This window comes from Intrasporangium flavum (genome assembly GCF_001956915.1).
GTDB lineage: Bacteria > Actinomycetota > Actinomycetes > Actinomycetales > Dermatophilaceae > Monashia > Monashia flava.
Window position 1 is genome coordinate 1 of record NZ_MLJO01000026.1, and the last position, 18,447, is coordinate 18,447.

The window sequence follows — 18,447 nt, forward strand, 5'->3', positions numbered from 1 at the left end:
GCTTGACATAGGGCTCTCAGTCCTGCTCGGGTTGCTCGGACTGCCTGGACTGCTCGGTCTGCTCGGCCGCCCATGCCGCGACGCGTCGGGCGCTCTCCTGCTCGGAGAGGTCCTCGACGCGCGTCAGGACGCTCCACCGCACCCCGAACGGGTCGCGCAGGCTCGCGTACCGGTCGCCCGAGACGAAGTCGGTGGCCGGCTCGCGCAGCGTCGCCCCGGCCGCGAGCGCCCGCGCAACCACGGCGTCGACGTCGGGGCAGTAGAGGCCGAGGGAGTAGCAGTCGTCCTCACCCTGGGGCGGCGCGACGAGGTGGTAGTCCGGCACCGGCTCGCCGAGCTGGAGGTGCCCGTCGCCGAGGTCGAGCTCGGCGTGGACCACCGTGCCGCCCATCTCGGTGACGTCGACGACGCGGGCGCCGAAGACGTCGGCGTAGAACCGGATCGCCTCCGCGGCCCGCGGCACGGCGATGAACGGGGTCAGGCTCGTCGACCCGTGCGGGACGCCGTTCGTCGTGTGGGCCCCGGTGGCGGCGCGGCTGCCGGGAGGGGTCGTGCCGGTGCTGTTGGTCTCGCGCGCGGTGTCCGTCATGGCCTCGACGCTAGGGCGCGGATGCACTGAGGGGCTTGAACATTCGCGACACCCGACGCCCGGAGGTGATCTCAAACCGGTTGTGCCTCCGGTGCGGCATCTGGTTGCGTGGCCGCCGTCGTCGTCCGCGAACGAAGGAGCACCCATGACCCGGCCACCCGGAACCGTCCTCGTCACCGGGGTCGGCCGACGCCGGTCGATCGGCACCGGCATCGCCCTCGGCCTCGCAGCGGACGGCCACGACCTCGTGCTGCACCACTGGCGCCCGTACGACGACCGCCTCGGCTACGAGCAGGGCGCCGACGACCCCGCGAACATCGCGCAGGAGTGCCGTGACCTCGGGGTCCGCGTCGAGCTCGTCGAGTCCGACCTGTCGGACCCCGAGGTTCCCGAAGCGCTGGTGGCACAGGCGGTCTCGGTGTTCGGAGGTCCGCTGCGCGGCGTCGTCATGTCGCACTGCGAGTCGGTCGACAGCTCGGTCACGACGACGACCCTCGAGTCCTGGGAGCGGCACTTCGCCGTCAACACCCGAGCCGCCTGGCTCCTGCTTCGCGCGGTCGCCGACCGCCTGCCCGAGCAGGCCGACCCCGACGAGCCGGTCACGAGCGTCGTGGCCCTGACGAGCGACCACACGGCGAACAACCTGCCGTACGGGGCGAGCAAGGGCGCGCTCGACCGCGTCGTCATCGCCGCCGCGGTCGAGCTCGGCCGCCGCGGGCTCCGCGCCAACGTCCTCAACCCCGGTCCGATCGACACCGGCTGGATGACCGAGGAGATCCGCGGCCTCGGCGTGGGCCAGACCCCCGCCGGTCGCCTCGGGCGGCCCTCCGACACCGCCGACCTCGTGCGCTTCCTCCTGTCGCCCCAAGGTGGCTGGGTCACCGGGCAGCTGCTCCACAGCAACGGCGGTTTCAACGCCGGCTGAGCCCCGGTGAAGGCCACGGACGTTGCGGCTGCAGATCGTCCGCAACCGGTCCTAGCCTCCTTCTCATGACCGACGCGCCTGCTGACGCAGCCCCCTCGACCGACCCGAGCGCCTTCCTCCCGCCACCCGCGCACCCGCCGGTCGCCGGCCCCGAGGTCGAGATGCTGCTCGGCGAGCTCGAGCGGGTCCGCGGCTACGTGCGCTGGAAGTGCAGCGGCGTCGACGCGGACGGCATGCGCAAGCGTCTCGGCCCGTCGGCCCTGACGCTCGGCGGCCTGCTCAAGCACCTGGCGCTCGTCGAGGACCACTGGTTCGGCGTCCGGCTGCTCGGCCGGCCGGCGAGCGAGCCGTGGGCGTCGGTCGACTTCGACGCCGACCCCGAGTGGGAGTTCCGCACCGCCGCCGACGACTCCCCCGACGAGCTTCTCGCGCTGTGGGAGGCCTCGTGCGAGTCGTCGCGCCGGTGGCTCGCAGAGGCCCTCGCCGACGGCGGTCTGGACTACCCGGCCGCCGTCACGGGGCGTGACGGCCGGGCTCCGGACACGCGTCGGATCGTCGTCGACATGGTCGAGGAGTACGCGCGCCACCTCGGCCACATCGACCTGCTCCGCGAGAACGTCGACGGCCTGACCGGTGAGGACCCCGGCCGGTAGGCGGTCTCAGGCGGGCGCGAGCGCCGTCGCCAGCCGCCGGTGCAGGTCGGCGATCGCGTCGGCGTCGAGCGGACCGGGCCTGCCGAGCAGGGAGACGAGGCGTCGCGACCACGTCACGGCCACCCCGTCGATGACGAACGACCCGCCGAAGAGCGGCCAGTCCGCGTCGACGAAGCACAGCGCCGCCGTGACGTCGACGTCGGCGTCGGGACCGAGCGCCGCCCTGACCACCTCGACCTGGCCGCGGGCGGCGGTGACGAGGCGCGTGCAGTCGCGCGTGCCGACGAGCAGCCTGTCGACGCGCGGGCGCAGGAAGCCGCCCTCGACGACGTGCCGGGGTCGCCCCTTGTAGCGCTTCGCGTCGATGACCATGCCGCCCGATGCGCAGACGACGACGTGGTCGATGTTGGCCCGCGAGCCCGGGACCCGTCGGTCGTGCAGGACGCGGAAGCTCGGCCCGGACGCCGCGTCGAGCGCCGCACCGACGTGCTCCTCGCCGCGGGCTCCGGAGTCCCAGGCCCTCGTGCTCTGCGGGTCCTCGAAGAGGGCGAGGAGCAGGCCGCCGATGCGCGGGGCTCGGGCCCGGACGCGCTGCTCCCGAGCCGCGTGGCGGCGGTCGAACTCGCGGCGGGCCGACGCCCCGGCCGCCCCGTCGACGACCGGCAGCTCGCGGAGTGGCTCCTGCGCGTCGGCCTGCACCGCGACGTGGCAGCCGAGGCAGCGCACCGTGCGGGTGATCCGGGAGTACACGGCCGCGGCACCACGGTCCAGTGCCACACCGCAGAGCACGCACGTCCCGGCGTAGCGCAGCCGCATCCGCTTCTCCCCGTCGCCGAGCGACGCCTCCCCCGTCACCCGACGGAGGCTATGTCGCGCTCCGGCGCCGCGTGGACGGTTCGGGGAATCTCGCCGGGGTGTGACGAAGCGCTCGCCGTGGGGCGTGCCCCGGCGGGCGCGCTGCGCGCGGCACGGGTCGTATCGTCGGACGCGTGGCAGAGGGGACGCGTGCAGCGGTCGTGCTCGGGTCGGGCGGAGCCCGCGGCTACGCCCACATCGGGGCGCTGGAGGTGATCGCCGAGCGGGGCATCGAGGTCGTCGCGATCGCCGGCACGTCGATGGGGGCGCTCGTCGGGGGCGTCGCCGCGGCCGGACGCCTCGAGACCTACACCGAGTGGGCGCGCAGCCTCACCCAGCGCGAGGTCTGGCGCCTGCTCGACCTCAACCTCACGGCCTCCGGGGGCGCCATCCGCGCCGAGCGGATCATCGCCCGGGTCGGGGAGATCCTCGACGGCGCGACGATCGAGAGCCTGCCGATCCCGTTCACCGCGGTCGCCACCGACATCAACGCGCGCCGCGAGGTGTGGTTCCAGCGCGGCCCGGTCGAGCACGCCATCCGCGCCTCGATCGCCATCCCCGGCGTCATCACCCCGGCCGTCATCAACGGCCGGGTCCTCGTCGACGGCGGCCTCATCAACCCGATCCCCATCGAGCCCACCGCGGCCGCGCCCGCCGACGTCACCATCGCCGTGTCGCTGGCGGGCATGCGGTCCTCGACCGGCACGGCGACGCCGGTCAAGGAGTCCTCCGAGCAGCGCCCGCACGAGGAGTGGACCTCACGGCTGCGTCGCAGCGCCGCCGAGGTCCTCGACTCCGAGCGGGTGCGGGCTATCACGGGCCGGTTCTCGCACGGTCGCGACGTCGACGCCGAGCTGACGATCCCGCCGGAGGCGGCCGACGTCGTGCCGCAGACGCCGACGGAGGCCCTCGTCACCGGACGCGCCGACATCGGCACCGTCGACCTGCTCAACATGAGCTTCGACACGATGAGCGCCCTCATCTCGCGCTACCGGATGGCGAGCAACCCGCCCGACGTCCTCGTCACCGTCCCGTCGAACGCCGTGCGCACCCTCGACTTCCACCGCGCGGCCGAGATGATCGAGCTGGGCCGCCAGCTGACGACCGAGGCCCTCGACCACGCCGGCCTCTGACGACCGCCGGCCGGTCCGTCACCCGGGTGCCGCCTCGTCGGCCGCGAAGCAGACGGCCGCCCGGCCGAGGACGACCGCCTGGCCACCGGTCGTGTCGGCGGACCGGAAGTCGCTCACGAGGTCGGCGACCTGCTCCCGGTAGGAGTAGGCGTTGGGGAACTGGTCGCGGATCACGCCCCAGATCTTGTCCGGGTCCTGCTCGACGTCGTAGGCCGTCCAGATGTGGCAGCCGGCCTGGACCACCTCGGCCCGGTCCTCCGTGGGCACCGAGGAGAGTCGGCTGAGGAACGAGTCGGCCTCGGCCCGAACCTGTTCCGAGGTGACGGTCACGACAGCGGGAACCTCCGGCACCCACCTGCTGCGGGCGAGGCCGGCGAGGTCGTCGGCGTGCTGGCCCGCCGCGCGCACGAGGTCGTCGACCGCGCCGCACCCGGCCACCGCACCACCGAGCGCCAGCGCCGCTGCCGCCACTGCACCCACGAGAACTCGCACGGCCCTCACCCCCTGCCCCAGTGTGGCCCCGATCCCCCGCGGGCACCCGGCTTTCGGCCGAGGCCTCTGCGGCGTGCTGTCGGCGCAGGCGTGTTGAGTGGGGACGTGGTCCTCCTGCACGCCGACGCCGACGCGTTCTTCGCCTCGGTCGAGCAGCGCGACGACCCGCGGCTGCGCGGTCGCCCGATGGTCGTGGCCCACGAGGTCGTCGCGTGCCCGTCCTACGAGGCGCGGGCCCTCGGCATCCACGCCGGCATGGCGACCCGGATGGTGACCCGGCGCTGGCCCGAGGTTCTCGTCGTCGGCTACCGGGGCGAGGCGTACGAGGAGGCCTCGCGGGCGCTCTTCGAGGTGTTCCACCGCTACACCCCGCTCGTCGAGCCGGGCTCGATCGAGGAGGCGTTCCTCGACGTCACCGACCGCGACCGCGGCGACCCGGCCGGCATGGCGGCCGCCCTGCGGCGCACGGCCCGCGCCGAGGTAGGCCTGCCGGTCAGCGTCGGCGTCGGGCGCACCAAGCTCATGGCCAAGCTCGCGAGCCGGCGCGCCAAGCCCGACGGCCTCGTCGTCGTCGACCCCGACACCGAGGCTCGGGTGCGGCCGCGGCTGCACCTCGACGACCTCTGGGGTGTCGGACCGACGACCTACGAGAAGCTCCACGCCGCAGGCCTTTTCGTCGTGTCCGACCTCTACGGCTGGGACGAGGAGCGGCTCAAGGGCGTCGTCTCCACGGCGATGGCCCGGCGGCTCCTCTCGATCGCCGCCGGCACCGACGACGCCACGGTCCGCCTGCCCGGCCCGCGCCGGTCCGTCAGCGCGACGCGCTCGCTGCCCGCCACCCGCACCCGCTCGAAGGTCGCCGCCGTCCTCGACGAGTGCATCGGCCGGGCGGTCCAGCGCGTCACCGGGCTCGACGACCCGCCCCGGCTGCCGGCACGGGTGGAGGTCGTCGTGCGCTACGACGACGGCGTCCAGGTGCTCCAGCGCGGAGCGCTGTCGGTGCCGACGCTCGACCTCGGCGCCCTGACGGCCCTGTCCCACGACCTCCTCGACCGCACCGGGTTCGAGTGGGACGGCCGCGGCGTCACGATGGTCGGCCTGACGCTGCCGCTGCCGGTTGCACCCACCGCGCCTCCCGCACCGACCCCTTGACCTCAGGGGCACTCGAGGTCGCACGATGACTCCCATGGACCCAAGCACCGACGCGCGCGCCGACTCGCGCACCGACGCGAGCACCGGCACCCTGACCGCTGCCGACGTCGGCGCCTACGCCCGACGCATCGGGGCGGCCCTGCCGGCGGCGCCGACGCTCGCCGCCCTGTCGAGCCTGCACCGGGCGCACCTGCTCGCCGTGCCTTTCGAGAACCTCGACATCGCGCTCGGCCGCCCGATCCGCCTCGACCTCGACGCGTTCGTCGACAAGGTCGTTCGGCACCACCGCGGCGGGTACTGCTACGAGCTCAACGGGCTGTTCGCGGCGCTGCTGCGCAGCGTCGGCTACCGCGTCGACCTCGTGTCGGCGCCGGTGGCCACGAGCGGCGGCGGTTTCACGCCGGAGTTCGACCACCTCGCGCTCGTCGTCGACAGCGACGCCATGGACGAGCGGGTGCTGGCCGACGTCGGGTTCGGCGCGGGCTTCATCGAGCCGCTGCCGCTGCGCGACGGGTTCGTGCGCCGCGAGCGCGGCACCGACGTCGGCCTGGTGCGCGACGGTGACCGGGACGGGAATAGGGACGGTGACAGCGTCACGTGGACCTACCGCGAGCGCTCGGCCGGCTCGCGCACCGAGGACTGGGTGCCGCGGTACACGTTCACCACCCGGCCGCACCCGCTCGAGGACTTCGCGCCCCGCAACGCCTGGCAGCAGACCTCGCCCGAGAGCCACTTCACCCGGCAGCGGCTGGCCTCGCGGCTCACCGCCACCGGACGCGTCACGCTGAGCGGCGACCGTCTCATCACGACGACGCACGGCAGCCGCGACGAGCGCACGGTCGACGCCTCGGACCTGGCCGCCGTGCTCGAGGAGCACTTCGGGATCACGCTCCCCGACCCGTGAGCCGCCGGACGCGTCAGGCGGCCGACGCGCCTCAGCCCCAGGCGTCCCGGGTGGGCCGGCACAGGCAGAACGGGTGGCCCGCCGGGTCGGCGTAGACGCGGAAGCCGCGCTCCGGCGAGGGCGCCGGCGGCTCGACGGGGTCGAGGGCGGTGCCGCCGAGCGCCAGCACGCGCTCGTGGGCGGCCACGATGTCGACGACGACGAAGTCGAGGTGCGCCTGCTGCTGGCCGCGCGGCCAGTCGGGCGAAGTCTGGTTCGGCGCGACCTGCGTGGCGATGCGCGGGCCGTCCCAGAGCACGTTGAACCAGTCGCCGTCGGGATCGGCGTCGACGCGGCCGCCGAGGAGGTCGGCGTAGAACTGGGCCACACCGGCGGCGTCGGCGCAGTCGAGGGCGACGCAGTCCCAGCCGATGCGCTGGTCGGCGGGCAGGCCCACTCCGGTGGAGTCTGCTGCGGTGGTGTCGGTCATCGACCCAGCCCAGCACCCGCCACCGACAGGCGCCAGCGGGTTTCCGGCGACCACCCCGACGGGTCCGGCGACGCGTCAGGTGTCGGTCGGCCAGACGAGCGTCGTCGAGGTCACCGGCCGCACGGTCGAGACCGGACCCGAGCCGGCGATCGTCACGGTGTGCGTGCCCGGCGGCAGGTCGGCGAACCGCACCGACCCGTGCCCGTCCCGCGTGGTCTTCTCCATCGTCGCGAGCACCGTGCCCGTCTCGCTGCTCACGGTGACGACGACGGGCTGGTCGGGCGACCCGGCGTCGGGGTCGTCGGCCTCGAGGTCGAAGGCGACGCGCAGCTGGTGCCCCTCGGTGACGAGGTCGGGCACGACGGCGCGGACGCTGGTGGTGGCCAGGTCGCGCCGGCGCACCGGCTTGGCGGTGAGGATCTCCTGCACCTGGTCGAGGACGAACGGGTTGCACTGGAGGTTGGTGTGCTGCTCGGGGACGCGCACCGCGAGGTTGGTGTCGAGGCTTTCGCCGAGCCCGACCGCCCCGGTCAGGGTGACCGTGCCGTCGCCGTAGTCGTCGTCGGCGCCGAAGGTCTGCGAGGTCACGGCGCGCCCGTCCTGGAAGGTCACGGTGGTCTGCGTCGGCTGGCGCACCCCGAGAACGAGGTGCGTCGTGTCGCGGCTGCCCGGCCGGGCTGCCTCGGCCGCCTGCAGGTCGGTGTGGAAGGCCATGGCGTCGGCGAGCATCGCGGTGTCGACGTTCGGCACCTGCACCTCGGTCGTCTTGGCCCACCCGTCCGCCCCACCGGCGCCGCCGATGCACGCGTACTCCGGCAGCAGCTGGTGCAGCGAGGGCATGCTCCGCGCGAACTGCGTCAGGTCGACCGACAGCGGCCCGATGCCCTTCTTGACGCCGTTGACGAGCTGCTCGAGGGCGTCGGTGGCCCCGCGCCAGGGCGTCCCGAGCGTCACGAGCTTGCGGGTCACCTCGGCGCCGCCGCACTTCTCGATGTACCACCGCGCCACGAGGCCGCCCATCGAGTGGCAGACGAAGACGACCTTCGCGTCGGCCCACTCGCCGCCCCGGGCGCGCAACCGCTCGAGCGCGGGCTCGACGACGGTGCCGAGCCGCTGGCCGTTGTAGCGGTTGGACAGGCGCCAGTCGTAGGCGAACGGGATGAGGGTCGCCGGCTGCGCCCCGTCGTCACGCCGGTAGCCGAGCTTCTCGAGGGCGTCGACGAGCACGTCGTAGCCGCGGATCGGCGTCCAGATGCCGGGGATGACGTGGACGTCCGGCATGAGCGCCACCGCTTCGACGCCGTCGCCCGGGTGGTCGTCGCCGATGCCGGCCGGCAGGGCGTGCTTGAGCACCGAGTCGCCGCCGGTGAACATCTTCCACACCGCGCCGGCGCTCGGCGCCCAGATGAGGTTCGCGCTGGCCGGCGACCCGTCGGCGCCGCGCACCCCGAGGGTGCTGCCCGTGATGCCCGGGAGAACCACGACGAGATCGTTGCTCGTCATCCGACCCACCGCCTCGCTGCCGCTGACCGCTGGTGACCCTTCCGACCAACGGTGGCACCGATGCCCTCCGCTGATACGCGAAACGGGTATGAACGCGACAGTTGCCGAACGCCGAGCCCGCGAAGGAGCATCCGTGGACATCACCGAGGTCATCGCCCACCAGCACGAGGAGCAGCGACGGATGTTCGCGATGCTCGAGGAGTGGCCCCGCGACGACCACGAGGGACTTGCCGCTGTGTGGAAGCGCCTCGAGGTGCTCCTCGAGGTGCACGCCGAGGCCGAGGAGCGCTACTTCTACCCCGAGCTGCTCCGCCTCGGCACGGGCGGCGCCGACGCCGAGTCGGTCGACGAGGAGGTCGAGGACGCCGTCCACGACCACAACGAGATCCGCAAGGCGGTGCGCAAGGTGGGCCGGTGCCGCACCGGGTCCGACGCGTGGTGGACCGCCGTCGTCGACGCCAACGTGCACAACAGCGACCACATGGGCGAGGAGGAGCGCCAGGACCTCGCCGACTTCCGCCAGCGCGCGAGCCTCGAGCTGCGACACGAGATCGCCGTGCAGTTCCTGCGCTACGAGGCCCAGCGCTGGGCCGACGGGATCACCCCGAGGGACAAGGACCCCGAGCGCTACGTCGACACGAAGAAGCCCGCGCGGGCCACGCGCACCGAGAAGCGCGCGGCCCGGTCCGCGACGAAGGCGACGCGCACCGGCCCCGCGCGCAAGGCCGCCTCGAAGAAGGCCTCGAAGGAGGCGTCCGAGGGCTGAGGCTGCGGGCCGCCGTCAGTCGGCGTCGGCGGCGAGCGCCGCGACGACCCGGTCGTAGACGCCCGTCGCGCCGGCGGCCACGAGCCCGGGCGGGGCGGTGTCGCGCGGCGAGTACGCCTCGCCGTCGGTGCGCCCGAGGACGCCGCCGGCCTCGGCGAGCAGGAGCGAGCCGGGCACGTGGTCCCACGGCGCGCCGCGCCCGTAGAGGACGTAGTCGGCCGCGCCCTCGACGAGCTTGGGGTAGTCGATGCCGCACGACACCCACGTCAGCTCGAGCGGCGGCAGGCCATCGAGGCTGCGCCCGATCCAGGCCCGGCGCGACGTGCGGCCGCGCAGCCCGTCAGGGCTGGAGGTGCCCGACGCGTCGGGCACGGTGAGGCGCGTCGTGCCGTCGGCGTCGTGGCGCCACGCGCCGGCGCCGCGCTCGGCGACGTAGCCCAGCCCGTGCTGGGGCTGCCAGATCCAGGCCCGGACCGCCTCGCCGTCGACGGTCTCGCTGACCATGACGGCGTGGTCGGGCGAGCCGTGGACGAAGTTCTTCGTGCCGTCGACGGGGTCGAGAGTGAAGGCGTGCGACGCCGCGGCGTACCGGTCCATGAGGGCCGGGTCGGCGGCGAAGGTCTCCTCGCCGAGGACGACGGCGTCGGGGAAGGCGTCGAGCAGGGCGCGGCTGATGAGCACCTCGGCCTCGCGGTCGGCGTCGGTGACGAGGTCGCCGGGCCGCTTCTCGTGGACCTCTCCCTCGGCCAGGGCCCGGAAGCGCGGGTTGACCACCTCGTCGGCCACGTCGCGCAGCAGGGTCAGGATCTCGTCGGTGTCCACGTCAGCAACCTAGCCCCTCGCGCGACGCCCCTGCCGGAGCCCTGCCGGAGCGCCGCTGGAGGGCGGCTGGACCCCCGCTGGACGCCGCCTGCCGAGAGCATGTGCACCATCTGAGAGTTTCATGAAAACCTCTGTCCCCCAACCAGTTCCACCCTAACGAAAGCACCCACGGGATCGTCCGGAGGGTTACATTCCGCGCATCGGGGGCCTTCTGAACACACCCATGGATGGAGCACACATGAGACTGCGTTCCACAGCATCAGTCCTGGTCGCCGCCGCGTCACTCGTGGTGGCGGCCGGAGCGGCGACGGCGGGCACACCCACCGCGTCCGAGCCGCAGGTCATCAGCGACGACGCCCTCAAGGCCGAGTCGGTGACGATGGGAGGCGCCACGGTGCTGCCGACCACGCGCACGGTCGCCCACTGGCACGGGTCGACGACCGACCCGTCCGACGGGAAGACGTACGGCTACAACATGGTCGGCGCCGACCCGCACTCGTGCGCCGGGGCGGCCTGCGACGTGACGGTCCAGGTCGACATCACGCCGATCAAGGTCGTCATCGCCGGCCGGACGTTCGACGGCTCGGACGTCGTGCCCGCGACGCTGGCCTCGCCGCAGTTCGCCACCGGCGACTACGGCTCGACGACGGCAGCGACCGCCGCCGGCGCGTTCCCGAGCTCCCCGGCCTTCGTCCGCGGCGCCGGAGGCCCCCTCTCGCAGGAGGACGCCGGGGTCCCGCTCCAGCTGCAGGACGCGACGATGCGAGCCCAGTTCGACAAGACCGGCACGAGCCCGTACCACCTGCGCCTGCACCCGAACGTGCTCGCCCCGGTGACCATCACGGTGCCGAGCAACCAGGGCGGACTGCTCGCGAGCGGCCGCGGGGTCGTCTTCGCGAGCGTCGACATCGGCTGGTGGTCGGCGCAGATCACCAACCTCGAGAGCAGCGCCGACCCGACGCACCTGCCGCTCTACCTCACCGACGACGTCATGCTCCACAGCGGCAAGTCGCTCACCGACTGCTGCGTCATCGGCTACCACGGCACCAAGGCGGCGGGCGACCGCAAGGGCGGCGGCCAGACCCAGGGCAACGCCCCCGTGCAGACCTTCGCGTGGGCCTCCTACGTCAGCCCGGGCCTCTACTCCCGCCCGGACGGCGGCACCGACTGGGCGCTGCAGGACATCCACGCCATCAGCCACGAGATCGCCGAGTGGGCCGACGACCCGTTCGTCAACAACGGCGTCGAGCCGTGGCTGACGCCGACCGCGCCCCAGTACGGCTGCACGTCGGTGCTCGAGACGGGTGACCCGGTCGTCGGCATCGGCTTCGCGCAGGGCACGAACACCTTCCGGCAGGGCCCCAACCCGAACGGTACCCGGAGCGCCGACGGCGCCTACCACCCCGAGGACGAGGCGCTCTTCCCGTGGTTCCTGCGCCTGCCTGCCGACGCGGCCGGCTCGGAGCCGACGCAGAGCGGGACCGGCGGTCGCTACACCCTCATGGGCGACCTCAACCCGTTCCCGGGCTTCCGCCAGCCGGCCACCGGCTGCTGACGCCCCGGCTCGCCCCTGCTCGCCCCGGCGAGCGCGTCCCGACGCCCACCCCCGCCCTCGCGCGGGGGTGGGCGTCGGCGCGTCAGGCCGGCTCGCCGTCGGGACGCAGGTGGTCCGGCAGCCCCAGCCAGTAGCCGAGGATGCCGCGGGCCACGCCGTCAGGGCCGGGACGCGGCCGGTCCGCCGGGTCGCCGATCGTCGGGTCCGCGGGCCGACCGTCGGGTCCGGTGGCGAGCTCGGTCGCGAGGCCGGTGGCGAGCTCGGGCTCGGGGTCGGGCTCGGCGGGCAGGGCGTCGGCGAGCGCCCGCAGCAGGTCGTCTCGGCCCCGCATGCCGAGCGCGTAGACGAGGCTGCGGACGTGGTCGCCGGCGTCGTGGCCCGTGCCGGTCGCCACGATGCCCGCGACGCGCAGCGCCACGGCGCGCTCACGGGCGTCGCGCCGGGGCGAGGACGGCTCGATGGCGTTGCCGAGGACGTACCCGGCGGTCGTCGCGACGTCGGTCGGGGTGTCCGGACCGAGGCTGACCCGCTCGAACAGGTCGAGGTCCTCGGCCTGCCCGAGCCACGACAGGATGGTCAGGCTCTCGTGGGCGGCGACGACGTCGCCCTGGCCGAGCGCGTCGGCGAGCGCCCGCGCCTGCACGCGACCCACGACCCCGGCCTGCGGCGACACCATGAGGATGCCGAGCGCCGTGCCGCGCTCGCCCTCGTCGGTCGACCCGAGGGCGGTCTCGAGCAGGTGGGCGAGCACCGGCTCCTCGATCGACTCGTGCCCGCCGGCCTCCTCGAGCTCGGCGCGGATGCGCTTCATGGACGTGCGGAACGCCTCGGCGCTGATGGCCCGGCCGTCGCGGATGATCGAGGCGGCCACGCGTCGGTCCTCGGCCGTCAGCACCGTCGCGAGGCGTGGGGCGCTGATGCCGAGGGCCCGCACGAGGTTCGCCGCGCCGCGGTGCACGCGGTAGGGCAGGTCGGGGTCGCGCAGGTGCTGCACGGCGAGCCGGGCGGCCTCCAGCCGCACCTCGCCGTCGAGCCGGCGGCCCTGCACGAGGGTCGTCAGCACGATGAGGCAGGCCCGCAGCACGCTGGGGTTGGTCGGCCGGCGCAGCTGGTCGAGGACGACCGACACCGCTTCCGGGTGGTCGGTGTGGTGGAGCATGCCGAGCGGGTCGTTGTAGAACTGCGCGTCGGGCCGGCCCGTCACCTCCGCCGCCATCGCGGCCACGAGGGGCCCGCTGCGGGCGTGCCCGACGAGACGCGCGAGCGCCTCGGAGCGCTGGGCGTACCCGATGCCGAGGCCGAGGCTCGTCTCCTCGAGCAGCCGCCGCAGCAGCGCCTCCCAGTCGCTCGCGCGCACGAGCGGCCGCCCGATCCGGCCGAGGGCGTCGGTCAGCTCGTCCCACTCGAGGCCGGTCATGCGGTCCTCGGACAGGGCGCGCTCGAGGAGCAGCAGGGTGCGGTCGGTGTCGGGCTCGTCGGCGGGCGACAGCACGGCCACCGACCGGACCGGGTTGCGGGCCCGGCCGAACCGGTCGACCGCCGTCAGGAGCGTGCCCTCGTCGAGGTGGAGCACCTGCTCGTAGCGCCGCACGAGGTGACGCGTCATGACGACGTGCCCCCGCTCCCAGCGTCCGACCTGGGCCCGATGCACCGGCGTGGCCACGCCGTTGCCCTGCGCGAAGCCCGCGGCGCTGCGCAGGGTGGGGTCGAGGGCGTTGAGCCGCGCGTTCCGCAGCACCCACTGGATCTCGTCGATGAGCTGCATCGCCTGTCACCTACCCCCGTCCGCAGGCACATACCGGGCGCCGACGGGGTCGTGGTTGCACGAGGACGTCCGCCGCGCAACCTCGGCCTTCGGATTCCGAAGCAGTTCGTAGGGTGGCGCGAACGGGGGAGGCACGGGCGCGGAGCCGCAGTCTGGGGGCGGCTCCGGGGCTCGACCCCACGGCACCCGATCCGGCAGGCAGCCCGGCACACGGTCCGGCGCAGCCGGGCGCACTCGGCCGACCCCTGTCCACCCCTGCATCGCAACGTCCCCTCAACCGACGCGGCGTCCCCGGTCGGACGCTCGCAACTCCCCCGAGTTGCGGCGGGCAAACTGCTGCGCAACGCGCGTTTGCCCGGTTACCCCTGTGGGTACGGTAGGCCCCGGAACGCAGCCAGTGGAGGGGAAGCGGGCCTTTTGGACCGGGAGCCGGTGTTCGGCTCCCGGTCTTCCCGCGTCCGGACCCATAACCCGTGGCTCGGTGTCGTGGTCGGCTGGCAGGGTTGCCCCCGTGAACCCCGCGCACCCGCAGCCAGCCCCCACCTCCGTGACCGCACCGAGCCTCACCGACGGCATCGTGACGCTGCGGGTGCACACCGACGCCGACGCCGACGCGGTCGTCGAGCAGTCGTCCGACGCGGACAGCCTGCGGTGGACGACCGTTCCGCGCCCGTACGGCCGCGACGACGCCCTCGGCTGGATCGAGGGCAACCGCGCCGCATGGCTCACCCCCGACGGCACCCGCACCTGGGCCATCGACTGGGTCGACCCGAACGACCCGGCCGGTCGCCCGCGGTTCGGCGGCAGCATCGACCTGCGCCCGATGGTGCGCCCCGGCGTCGGCGAGCTCGGCTTCGGCCTGCACCCCGACGCCCGCGGCCACGGCGTCATGGCGCGGGCGGTCCGCCTCGTGCTCGCCCACGCCTTCTCCGAGGGCGGGTGGGGGCAGCCGCTGACCCGCGTGCACTGGCGAGCGGTGCGCGGCAACTGGGGCTCGCGACGCGTCGCGTGGGCCACCGGGTTCACCCCGCACGGCACGCTCCCCGACAGCCACCCCGACCCGTCGGGCCAGTCCCCCGCGCTCGACACGTGGACGGCCAGCATCGGCCCCGGCGACGGCACCCGGCCGGCCGCGCCCTGGTTCGAGCCCACCGTCGTCGAGGCGCCCGAAGCCGGCCTGCGGCTGCGGCCGTGGCGGCCAGAGGACGCCGAGGCCATCGAGCCGCGCGACGCCGACCCGACGCACTGGATGCCGGCCCGCTCAGTGCTCTCCACCGACACCTTCCCCCTGTGGCTGCTCGTGCGCCAGGAGCGGATGGCCGAGGGCACGGCCGTCGACTGGTGCGTCGCCGACGCCACCACCGACCGCGCCCTCGGCGGCGTCACGGTGTTCTCCCGCGTCGGGCCGATGACCGGCGACGCCGCCGAGCTCGGCTACCAGCTGTTCCCGAGCGCCCGGGGCCGGGGCGTGGCCAAGACGGCCGCACGGCTCGCCACCGCGCACGCCTTCCGGCCGCGCGAGGAGGGTGGCCTCGGGCTGCGCCGGCTCGTCGCCGAGACCGCGGCCGACAACGACGCGAGCAACGCGGTGCTGCGGGCCACGGGGTTCACCTCGTGGGGTCGCGAGGTCGCCGTCGACGTGCTCGCCGACGGCTCCTGGGGCGACGGCCTGCACTGGCAGCTGTTCCGCGACGACTGGCTCGCGAAGGACGCCCACCGGCAGCAGGGGTAGCCGCGGCGGGTATGTGCGGGAGTGAGTCCGTCCAGCGACCACCACCGACCCGCACACCGACCCGCGAAGGAGGCCCGACGTGAGGCTGCGCCACGACCAGGAGCTCGACGCACCCGCCGACCTCGTCTGGGAGCACTTCATGGACCTGCGCCGGATCGGGCGCAGCTTCCCCGGCGCCGAGGTCACCGAGGTCGACGGCGACGCGTTCGTCGGGCAGATCCGCGCCCGGCTCGGGCCGCTGTCGGTGTGGTTCGACGGGACCGGCTCGATGATCGAGCGCGACGCGTCCGCGCGGCGGGCCCGCCTCGAGGCCACCGGCCAGGAGCGGCACGGCCTGGGCAAGGCGACCATCGGCGTCACCCTCACGCTGCACCCGCTCACGGCCGAGCGCACCCGGGCCCGGCTCGACACCTCGCTCGACTTCTACGGGATGCCGCTCGAGGTCGGCCGCGGCCTCGTGCAGCGCGCGTCCGACCCGCTCATCGAGCGGTTCCTGACCAACATGGCCCGCGCGGGCGACGCGGCGGGCGATGCCCCCGGCGCGACCGACGACGACTCCGGCCCGCTCGACCTCGTGCGCACGGCGGGCGACCTGCTCGGCTCCTTCCGCCGTGACGGCGGGCGCCGCCGGCGCTGAGACGGGTGACGGGGCGGGTGACGGGCGGGTGACGGCGCGGGTGGCGCTTCGGGTGGCGGTCGTCGGGGCCAGCGGGTACGTCGGCTCGCGGCTCGTCCCCGAGCTGCTCGCGCGCGGCCACGAGGTCGTCGCCCTGCACCGGCGGCCCGAGCCGCAGCGCTTCCCGTGGTCCGACGCGGTGCAGTGGCGCCGGGCCGACGTGCAGGACGAGGCGCAGGTCGTCGCGGCCCTCGAGGGCGTCGACGCCGTGTGCCACCTCGTGCACGGCCTCGACGACGCCGACTTCCTGCAGCGCGACCGGCGGGCCGCCGACAACGTCGCCTACGCCACCGGCCGCGTCGGCGCCCGGCGGCTCGTCTACCTGTCGGGCATCGTGCCCGACCTGCCGCTCGAGCAGCTGTCCGAGCACCTCCTGTCGCGCCTCGAGGTGGAGCAGGTGCTCGCCGGGGCCGACGCGTCGGTGCTGACCCTGCGCGCGTCGATGGTCATCGGGGCCGGCTCGACGAGCTTCGAGGTGATGCGCCAGGCCTCCCACCGGCTGCCCGTCGTGCAGGCGGTGCCGGCGTGGATGCGGGGGTCGGTCATCCAGCCGGTCAGCGCGGCCGACGCGGTGTGGGCCCTGGCGGAGGCGCTCGAGCGGCCCGACGTGACCGGCTGGCTCGACCTCGTCGGGCCCGAGGCGCTCGGCTACGTCGACCTGCTGCGGACCTACGCGGCGCAGGCCCGCCTCGTGCGGGTGCAGGTGCCGGTGTGGCTCGCGCCCGTCGACACGGTGGCCCGGCTCGCCGGCGCGCTCGTCGACGTGCCGAGCCGCACCGTCGAGTCGCTCGTGCCGAGCCTCGGGCACGACATGGTCGCGACGCGCGACGCCGCGACGGTGCTCGGCGAGGCCCCGACCGGCCGGCTCACCCCCGCCGAGGCGATCGCACGTGCGCTCGCCGAGGAGCGGGAGGACGGGGCCGCGGTCGGCGGCGACCCCCAGCGTCCGTCGGCCGGCGACCCCGACTGGTCGCGCCACCGCCCGCTGCTCACCTGGCTGCGCTCGCTCGCTCAGCGGGCGATGTAGCCGCCGTCGATGTAGAGCTCGGAACCGGTGACGAACGCCGCGTCGTCGCCGGCGAGGTAGGCCACGCCCGCGGCGATCTCCTCGGGTCGGCCGAGCCGCCCCATCGGCGTCTGGTCGATCATCACCTGCTCGAACGGCGTCCCCCTCGCCGCGTCGAGGATCGGGGTGTCGATGAAGCCGGGGTGGATCGAGTTGACCCGCACGCCCTCCGCCGCCCAGTGCAGCGCGACGTTCTTCGTCAGCGTCCGCACGGCGCCCTTGGCGGCATGGTAGGCCGGCGAGGTCCCGAAGCCGCCGCTCGTGCCGAAGATCGAGCTGATGTTGACGACCGAGCCGTGGCCCGACGCCTTGAGGTGCGGCGCCGCGGTCCTCATCCCGAGGAAGACGCCGGTCTGGTCGATGCCGATGGTGCGCTGCCAGTCCTCGAGGGTCGTCTCCTCGATGGTGGCGAGGTCGCCCATGCCGGCGTTGTTGACGAGCACGTCGATGCCGCCGAACTCCTCGACCGCCCGGGCGCACGCGGCCTGCCAGTCGGCCTCGCTCGCGACGTCGTGCCGGACGAACACGGCGCGACCACCGGCGTCGCGGATCTGCAGCGCGGTCTTCTCGCCGTCGTCGACGTTGACGTCGGTGACGAGCACCGCGGCACCTTCGTCGGCGAGGCGCAGTGCCGTGGCCCGACCGATGCCGCTGGCCGCGCCGGTGACGAGGGCGACACGTCCTTCGAGTCGCTTCATCGTGATCACTTCGATTCCTTGGGAGGGGTGCAGCAGGACGCACCCTGTAGCTCCACTGTCCGCCCGGGACCCCTTGTGGCGCAGTTCTGCCGGTCACATCGGGGCGTTTGGTGACCGACGAGACAGCGCCGGCCACGGAGTCGGGGTCGGATCAGGGTCGGCTCGGGGCCGACCCCGGTTGCGCCCGACGGCCTCGCGGATGGACGCTGGCTGCAGAGGGCCGGACGACGGGTCGGGCCCTGGGAGTCCCTGACCAGAACCACCCGAGGAGGCACCGTGTCGTTCGGTGACCAGATGAAGCACAAGGCCGAGGAGGTCCACCTCCAGGCCAAGGCGAAGGACTTCGGCGACGCCGTCGCCGAGATGCTCAAGACGGCGGCCTCGATCGCCGCGAGCTACGCCAAGGAGAACCGCGAGAAGGTCGACGGGGCGCTCGACAAGGTCGAGGGCACCATCGAGGAGAAGACGAACGGCAAGCACACCGACACCGTCACGAAGGTGCGCGCCAGCGTCGACAAGGGCATCGACAAGCTCGTCGAGAAGAACGCCCCGCAGACGCCGGCCGCTCCGACGACCGGTGCGACACCGGGTACTGCGCCGGGCTCGTCGAGCTCTCAAAGCTCCTCGGTGCCCGACGACCGGTTCTCGGCCTTCGACGACGACGCCCCCGCCGGCTCCCCGTCCTGAGGCCC

At 74.2% G+C, this 18,447-nt stretch carries 19 protein-coding genes; 11 read left to right on the plus strand and 8 right to left on the minus strand.

The features are described 5' to 3' along the window. Nucleotides 1-16: 16 nt before the first annotated feature. On the minus strand, nt 17-589 hold the full coding sequence (locus BIV28_RS17265; protein ID WP_076263775.1) for a VOC family protein: 573 nt from the start codon (nt 587-589) through the stop codon (nt 17-19). Between the two features lie 145 nt (nt 590-734). On the opposite strand from BIV28_RS17265, the gene BIV28_RS17270 reads away from it, so the two are divergent. Beyond that, the gene (locus BIV28_RS17270) at nt 735-1,514 is read left to right on the plus strand and encodes an SDR family oxidoreductase (protein WP_076263776.1); all 780 of its coding nucleotides are present in this window, start codon (nt 735-737) and stop codon (nt 1,512-1,514) included. 65 nt (nt 1,515-1,579) lie between these two features. Beyond that, nucleotides 1,580-2,167 carry a DinB family protein gene (locus BIV28_RS17275; RefSeq protein ID WP_083707466.1) on the plus strand — a complete coding sequence of 196 codons (588 nt, stop codon included), beginning with the start codon at nt 1,580-1,582 and terminating at the stop codon, nt 2,165-2,167. A gap of 6 nt (nt 2,168-2,173) precedes the next feature. Here the strand turns inward: BIV28_RS17275 and BIV28_RS17280 are convergent, their stop codons facing one another. Next, nucleotides 2,174-3,022, minus strand: a complete 849-nt coding sequence (locus BIV28_RS17280) for a nuclease-related domain-containing protein (protein WP_242653111.1) — start codon at nt 3,020-3,022, stop codon at nt 2,174-2,176. A gap of 134 nt (nt 3,023-3,156) precedes the next feature. Between BIV28_RS17280 and BIV28_RS17285 the strand changes: the two genes are divergently transcribed. Further along, on the plus strand, nt 3,157-4,155 hold the full coding sequence (locus BIV28_RS17285; RefSeq protein ID WP_076263777.1) for a patatin-like phospholipase family protein: 999 nt from the start codon (nt 3,157-3,159) through the stop codon (nt 4,153-4,155). Between the two features lie 18 nt (nt 4,156-4,173). Here BIV28_RS17285 and BIV28_RS17290 read toward each other — a convergent pair whose 3' ends face one another. After that, a complete protein-coding gene (locus BIV28_RS17290; RefSeq protein ID WP_207556063.1) occupies nt 4,174-4,647 on the minus strand; it encodes a hypothetical protein in 474 nt (157 codons plus the stop codon). A 105-nt stretch (nt 4,648-4,752) separates the two neighbouring features. Here BIV28_RS17290 and BIV28_RS17295 point away from each other — a divergent pair, with 105 nt between their 5' ends. Both BIV28_RS17295 and BIV28_RS17300 read left to right on the plus strand, forming a co-directional pair. Next, on the plus strand, nt 4,753-5,799 hold the full coding sequence (locus tag BIV28_RS17295; protein WP_076263779.1) for a Y-family DNA polymerase: 1,047 nt from the start codon (nt 4,753-4,755) through the stop codon (nt 5,797-5,799). A gap of 34 nt (nt 5,800-5,833) precedes the next feature. Continuing rightward, on the plus strand, nt 5,834-6,703 hold the full coding sequence (locus BIV28_RS17300) for an arylamine N-acetyltransferase family protein (RefSeq protein WP_083707467.1): 870 nt from the start codon (nt 5,834-5,836) through the stop codon (nt 6,701-6,703). Between the two features lie 31 nt (nt 6,704-6,734). Here BIV28_RS17300 and BIV28_RS17305 read toward each other — a convergent pair whose 3' ends face one another. Both BIV28_RS17305 and BIV28_RS17310 read right to left on the minus strand, forming a co-directional pair. After that, a complete protein-coding gene (locus BIV28_RS17305; RefSeq protein WP_207556064.1) occupies nt 6,735-7,172 on the minus strand; it encodes a VOC family protein in 438 nt (145 codons plus the stop codon). Nucleotides 7,173-7,247: 75 nt separating this feature from the next. Further along, a complete protein-coding gene (locus tag BIV28_RS17310) occupies nt 7,248-8,675 on the minus strand; it encodes an esterase/lipase family protein (protein WP_076263780.1) in 1,428 nt (475 codons plus the stop codon). A 133-nt stretch (nt 8,676-8,808) separates the two neighbouring features. Here BIV28_RS17310 and BIV28_RS17315 point away from each other — a divergent pair, with 133 nt between their 5' ends. Beyond that, nucleotides 8,809-9,441, plus strand: coding sequence for a hemerythrin domain-containing protein (locus tag BIV28_RS17315; protein WP_076263781.1), 633 nt, complete (start codon nt 8,809-8,811; stop codon nt 9,439-9,441). A 15-nt stretch (nt 9,442-9,456) separates the two neighbouring features. Here BIV28_RS17315 and BIV28_RS17320 read toward each other — a convergent pair whose 3' ends face one another. Continuing rightward, nucleotides 9,457-10,263, minus strand: coding sequence for an inositol monophosphatase family protein (locus BIV28_RS17320; protein WP_076263782.1), 807 nt, complete (start codon nt 10,261-10,263; stop codon nt 9,457-9,459). Between the two features lie 238 nt (nt 10,264-10,501). On the opposite strand from BIV28_RS17320, the gene BIV28_RS17325 reads away from it, so the two are divergent. Further along, a complete protein-coding gene (locus BIV28_RS17325) occupies nt 10,502-11,818 on the plus strand; it encodes a hypothetical protein (RefSeq protein WP_207556065.1) in 1,317 nt (438 codons plus the stop codon). Between the two features lie 82 nt (nt 11,819-11,900). Here the strand turns inward: BIV28_RS17325 and BIV28_RS17330 are convergent, their stop codons facing one another. Then, nucleotides 11,901-13,583 carry a hypothetical protein gene (locus BIV28_RS17330; RefSeq protein ID WP_076263784.1) on the minus strand — a complete coding sequence of 561 codons (1,683 nt, stop codon included), beginning with the start codon at nt 13,581-13,583 and terminating at the stop codon, nt 11,901-11,903. A 547-nt stretch (nt 13,584-14,130) separates the two neighbouring features. On the opposite strand from BIV28_RS17330, the gene BIV28_RS17335 reads away from it, so the two are divergent. The 3 genes from BIV28_RS17335 (at nt 14,131) to BIV28_RS17345 (ending at nt 17,018) form a co-directional block, all read left to right on the plus strand. Continuing rightward, the gene (locus BIV28_RS17335) at nt 14,131-15,315 is read left to right on the plus strand and encodes a GNAT family N-acetyltransferase (RefSeq protein WP_242653112.1); all 1,185 of its coding nucleotides are present in this window, start codon (nt 14,131-14,133) and stop codon (nt 15,313-15,315) included. 79 nt (nt 15,316-15,394) lie between these two features. Next, nucleotides 15,395-15,952, plus strand: a complete 558-nt coding sequence (locus BIV28_RS17340) for an SRPBCC domain-containing protein (protein ID WP_076263786.1) — start codon at nt 15,395-15,397, stop codon at nt 15,950-15,952. 40 nt (nt 15,953-15,992) lie between these two features. Then, nucleotides 15,993-17,018, plus strand: coding sequence for an NAD(P)H-binding protein (locus tag BIV28_RS17345; protein ID WP_207556066.1), 1,026 nt, complete (start codon nt 15,993-15,995; stop codon nt 17,016-17,018). Here the strand turns inward: BIV28_RS17345 and BIV28_RS17350 are convergent. Beyond that, entirely contained in the window at nt 17,003-17,755 is a 753-nt protein-coding gene (locus tag BIV28_RS17350) for an SDR family NAD(P)-dependent oxidoreductase (RefSeq protein WP_076263927.1), read from the minus strand. The two genes, BIV28_RS17345 and BIV28_RS17350, sit on opposite strands and share 16 nt — an antisense overlap. 276 nt (nt 17,756-18,031) lie before the next feature. On the opposite strand from BIV28_RS17350, the gene BIV28_RS17355 reads away from it, so the two are divergent. Beyond that, nucleotides 18,032-18,442, plus strand: coding sequence for an antitoxin (locus BIV28_RS17355; RefSeq protein ID WP_076263788.1), 411 nt, complete (start codon nt 18,032-18,034; stop codon nt 18,440-18,442). Nucleotides 18,443-18,447: the final 5 nt, after the last annotated feature.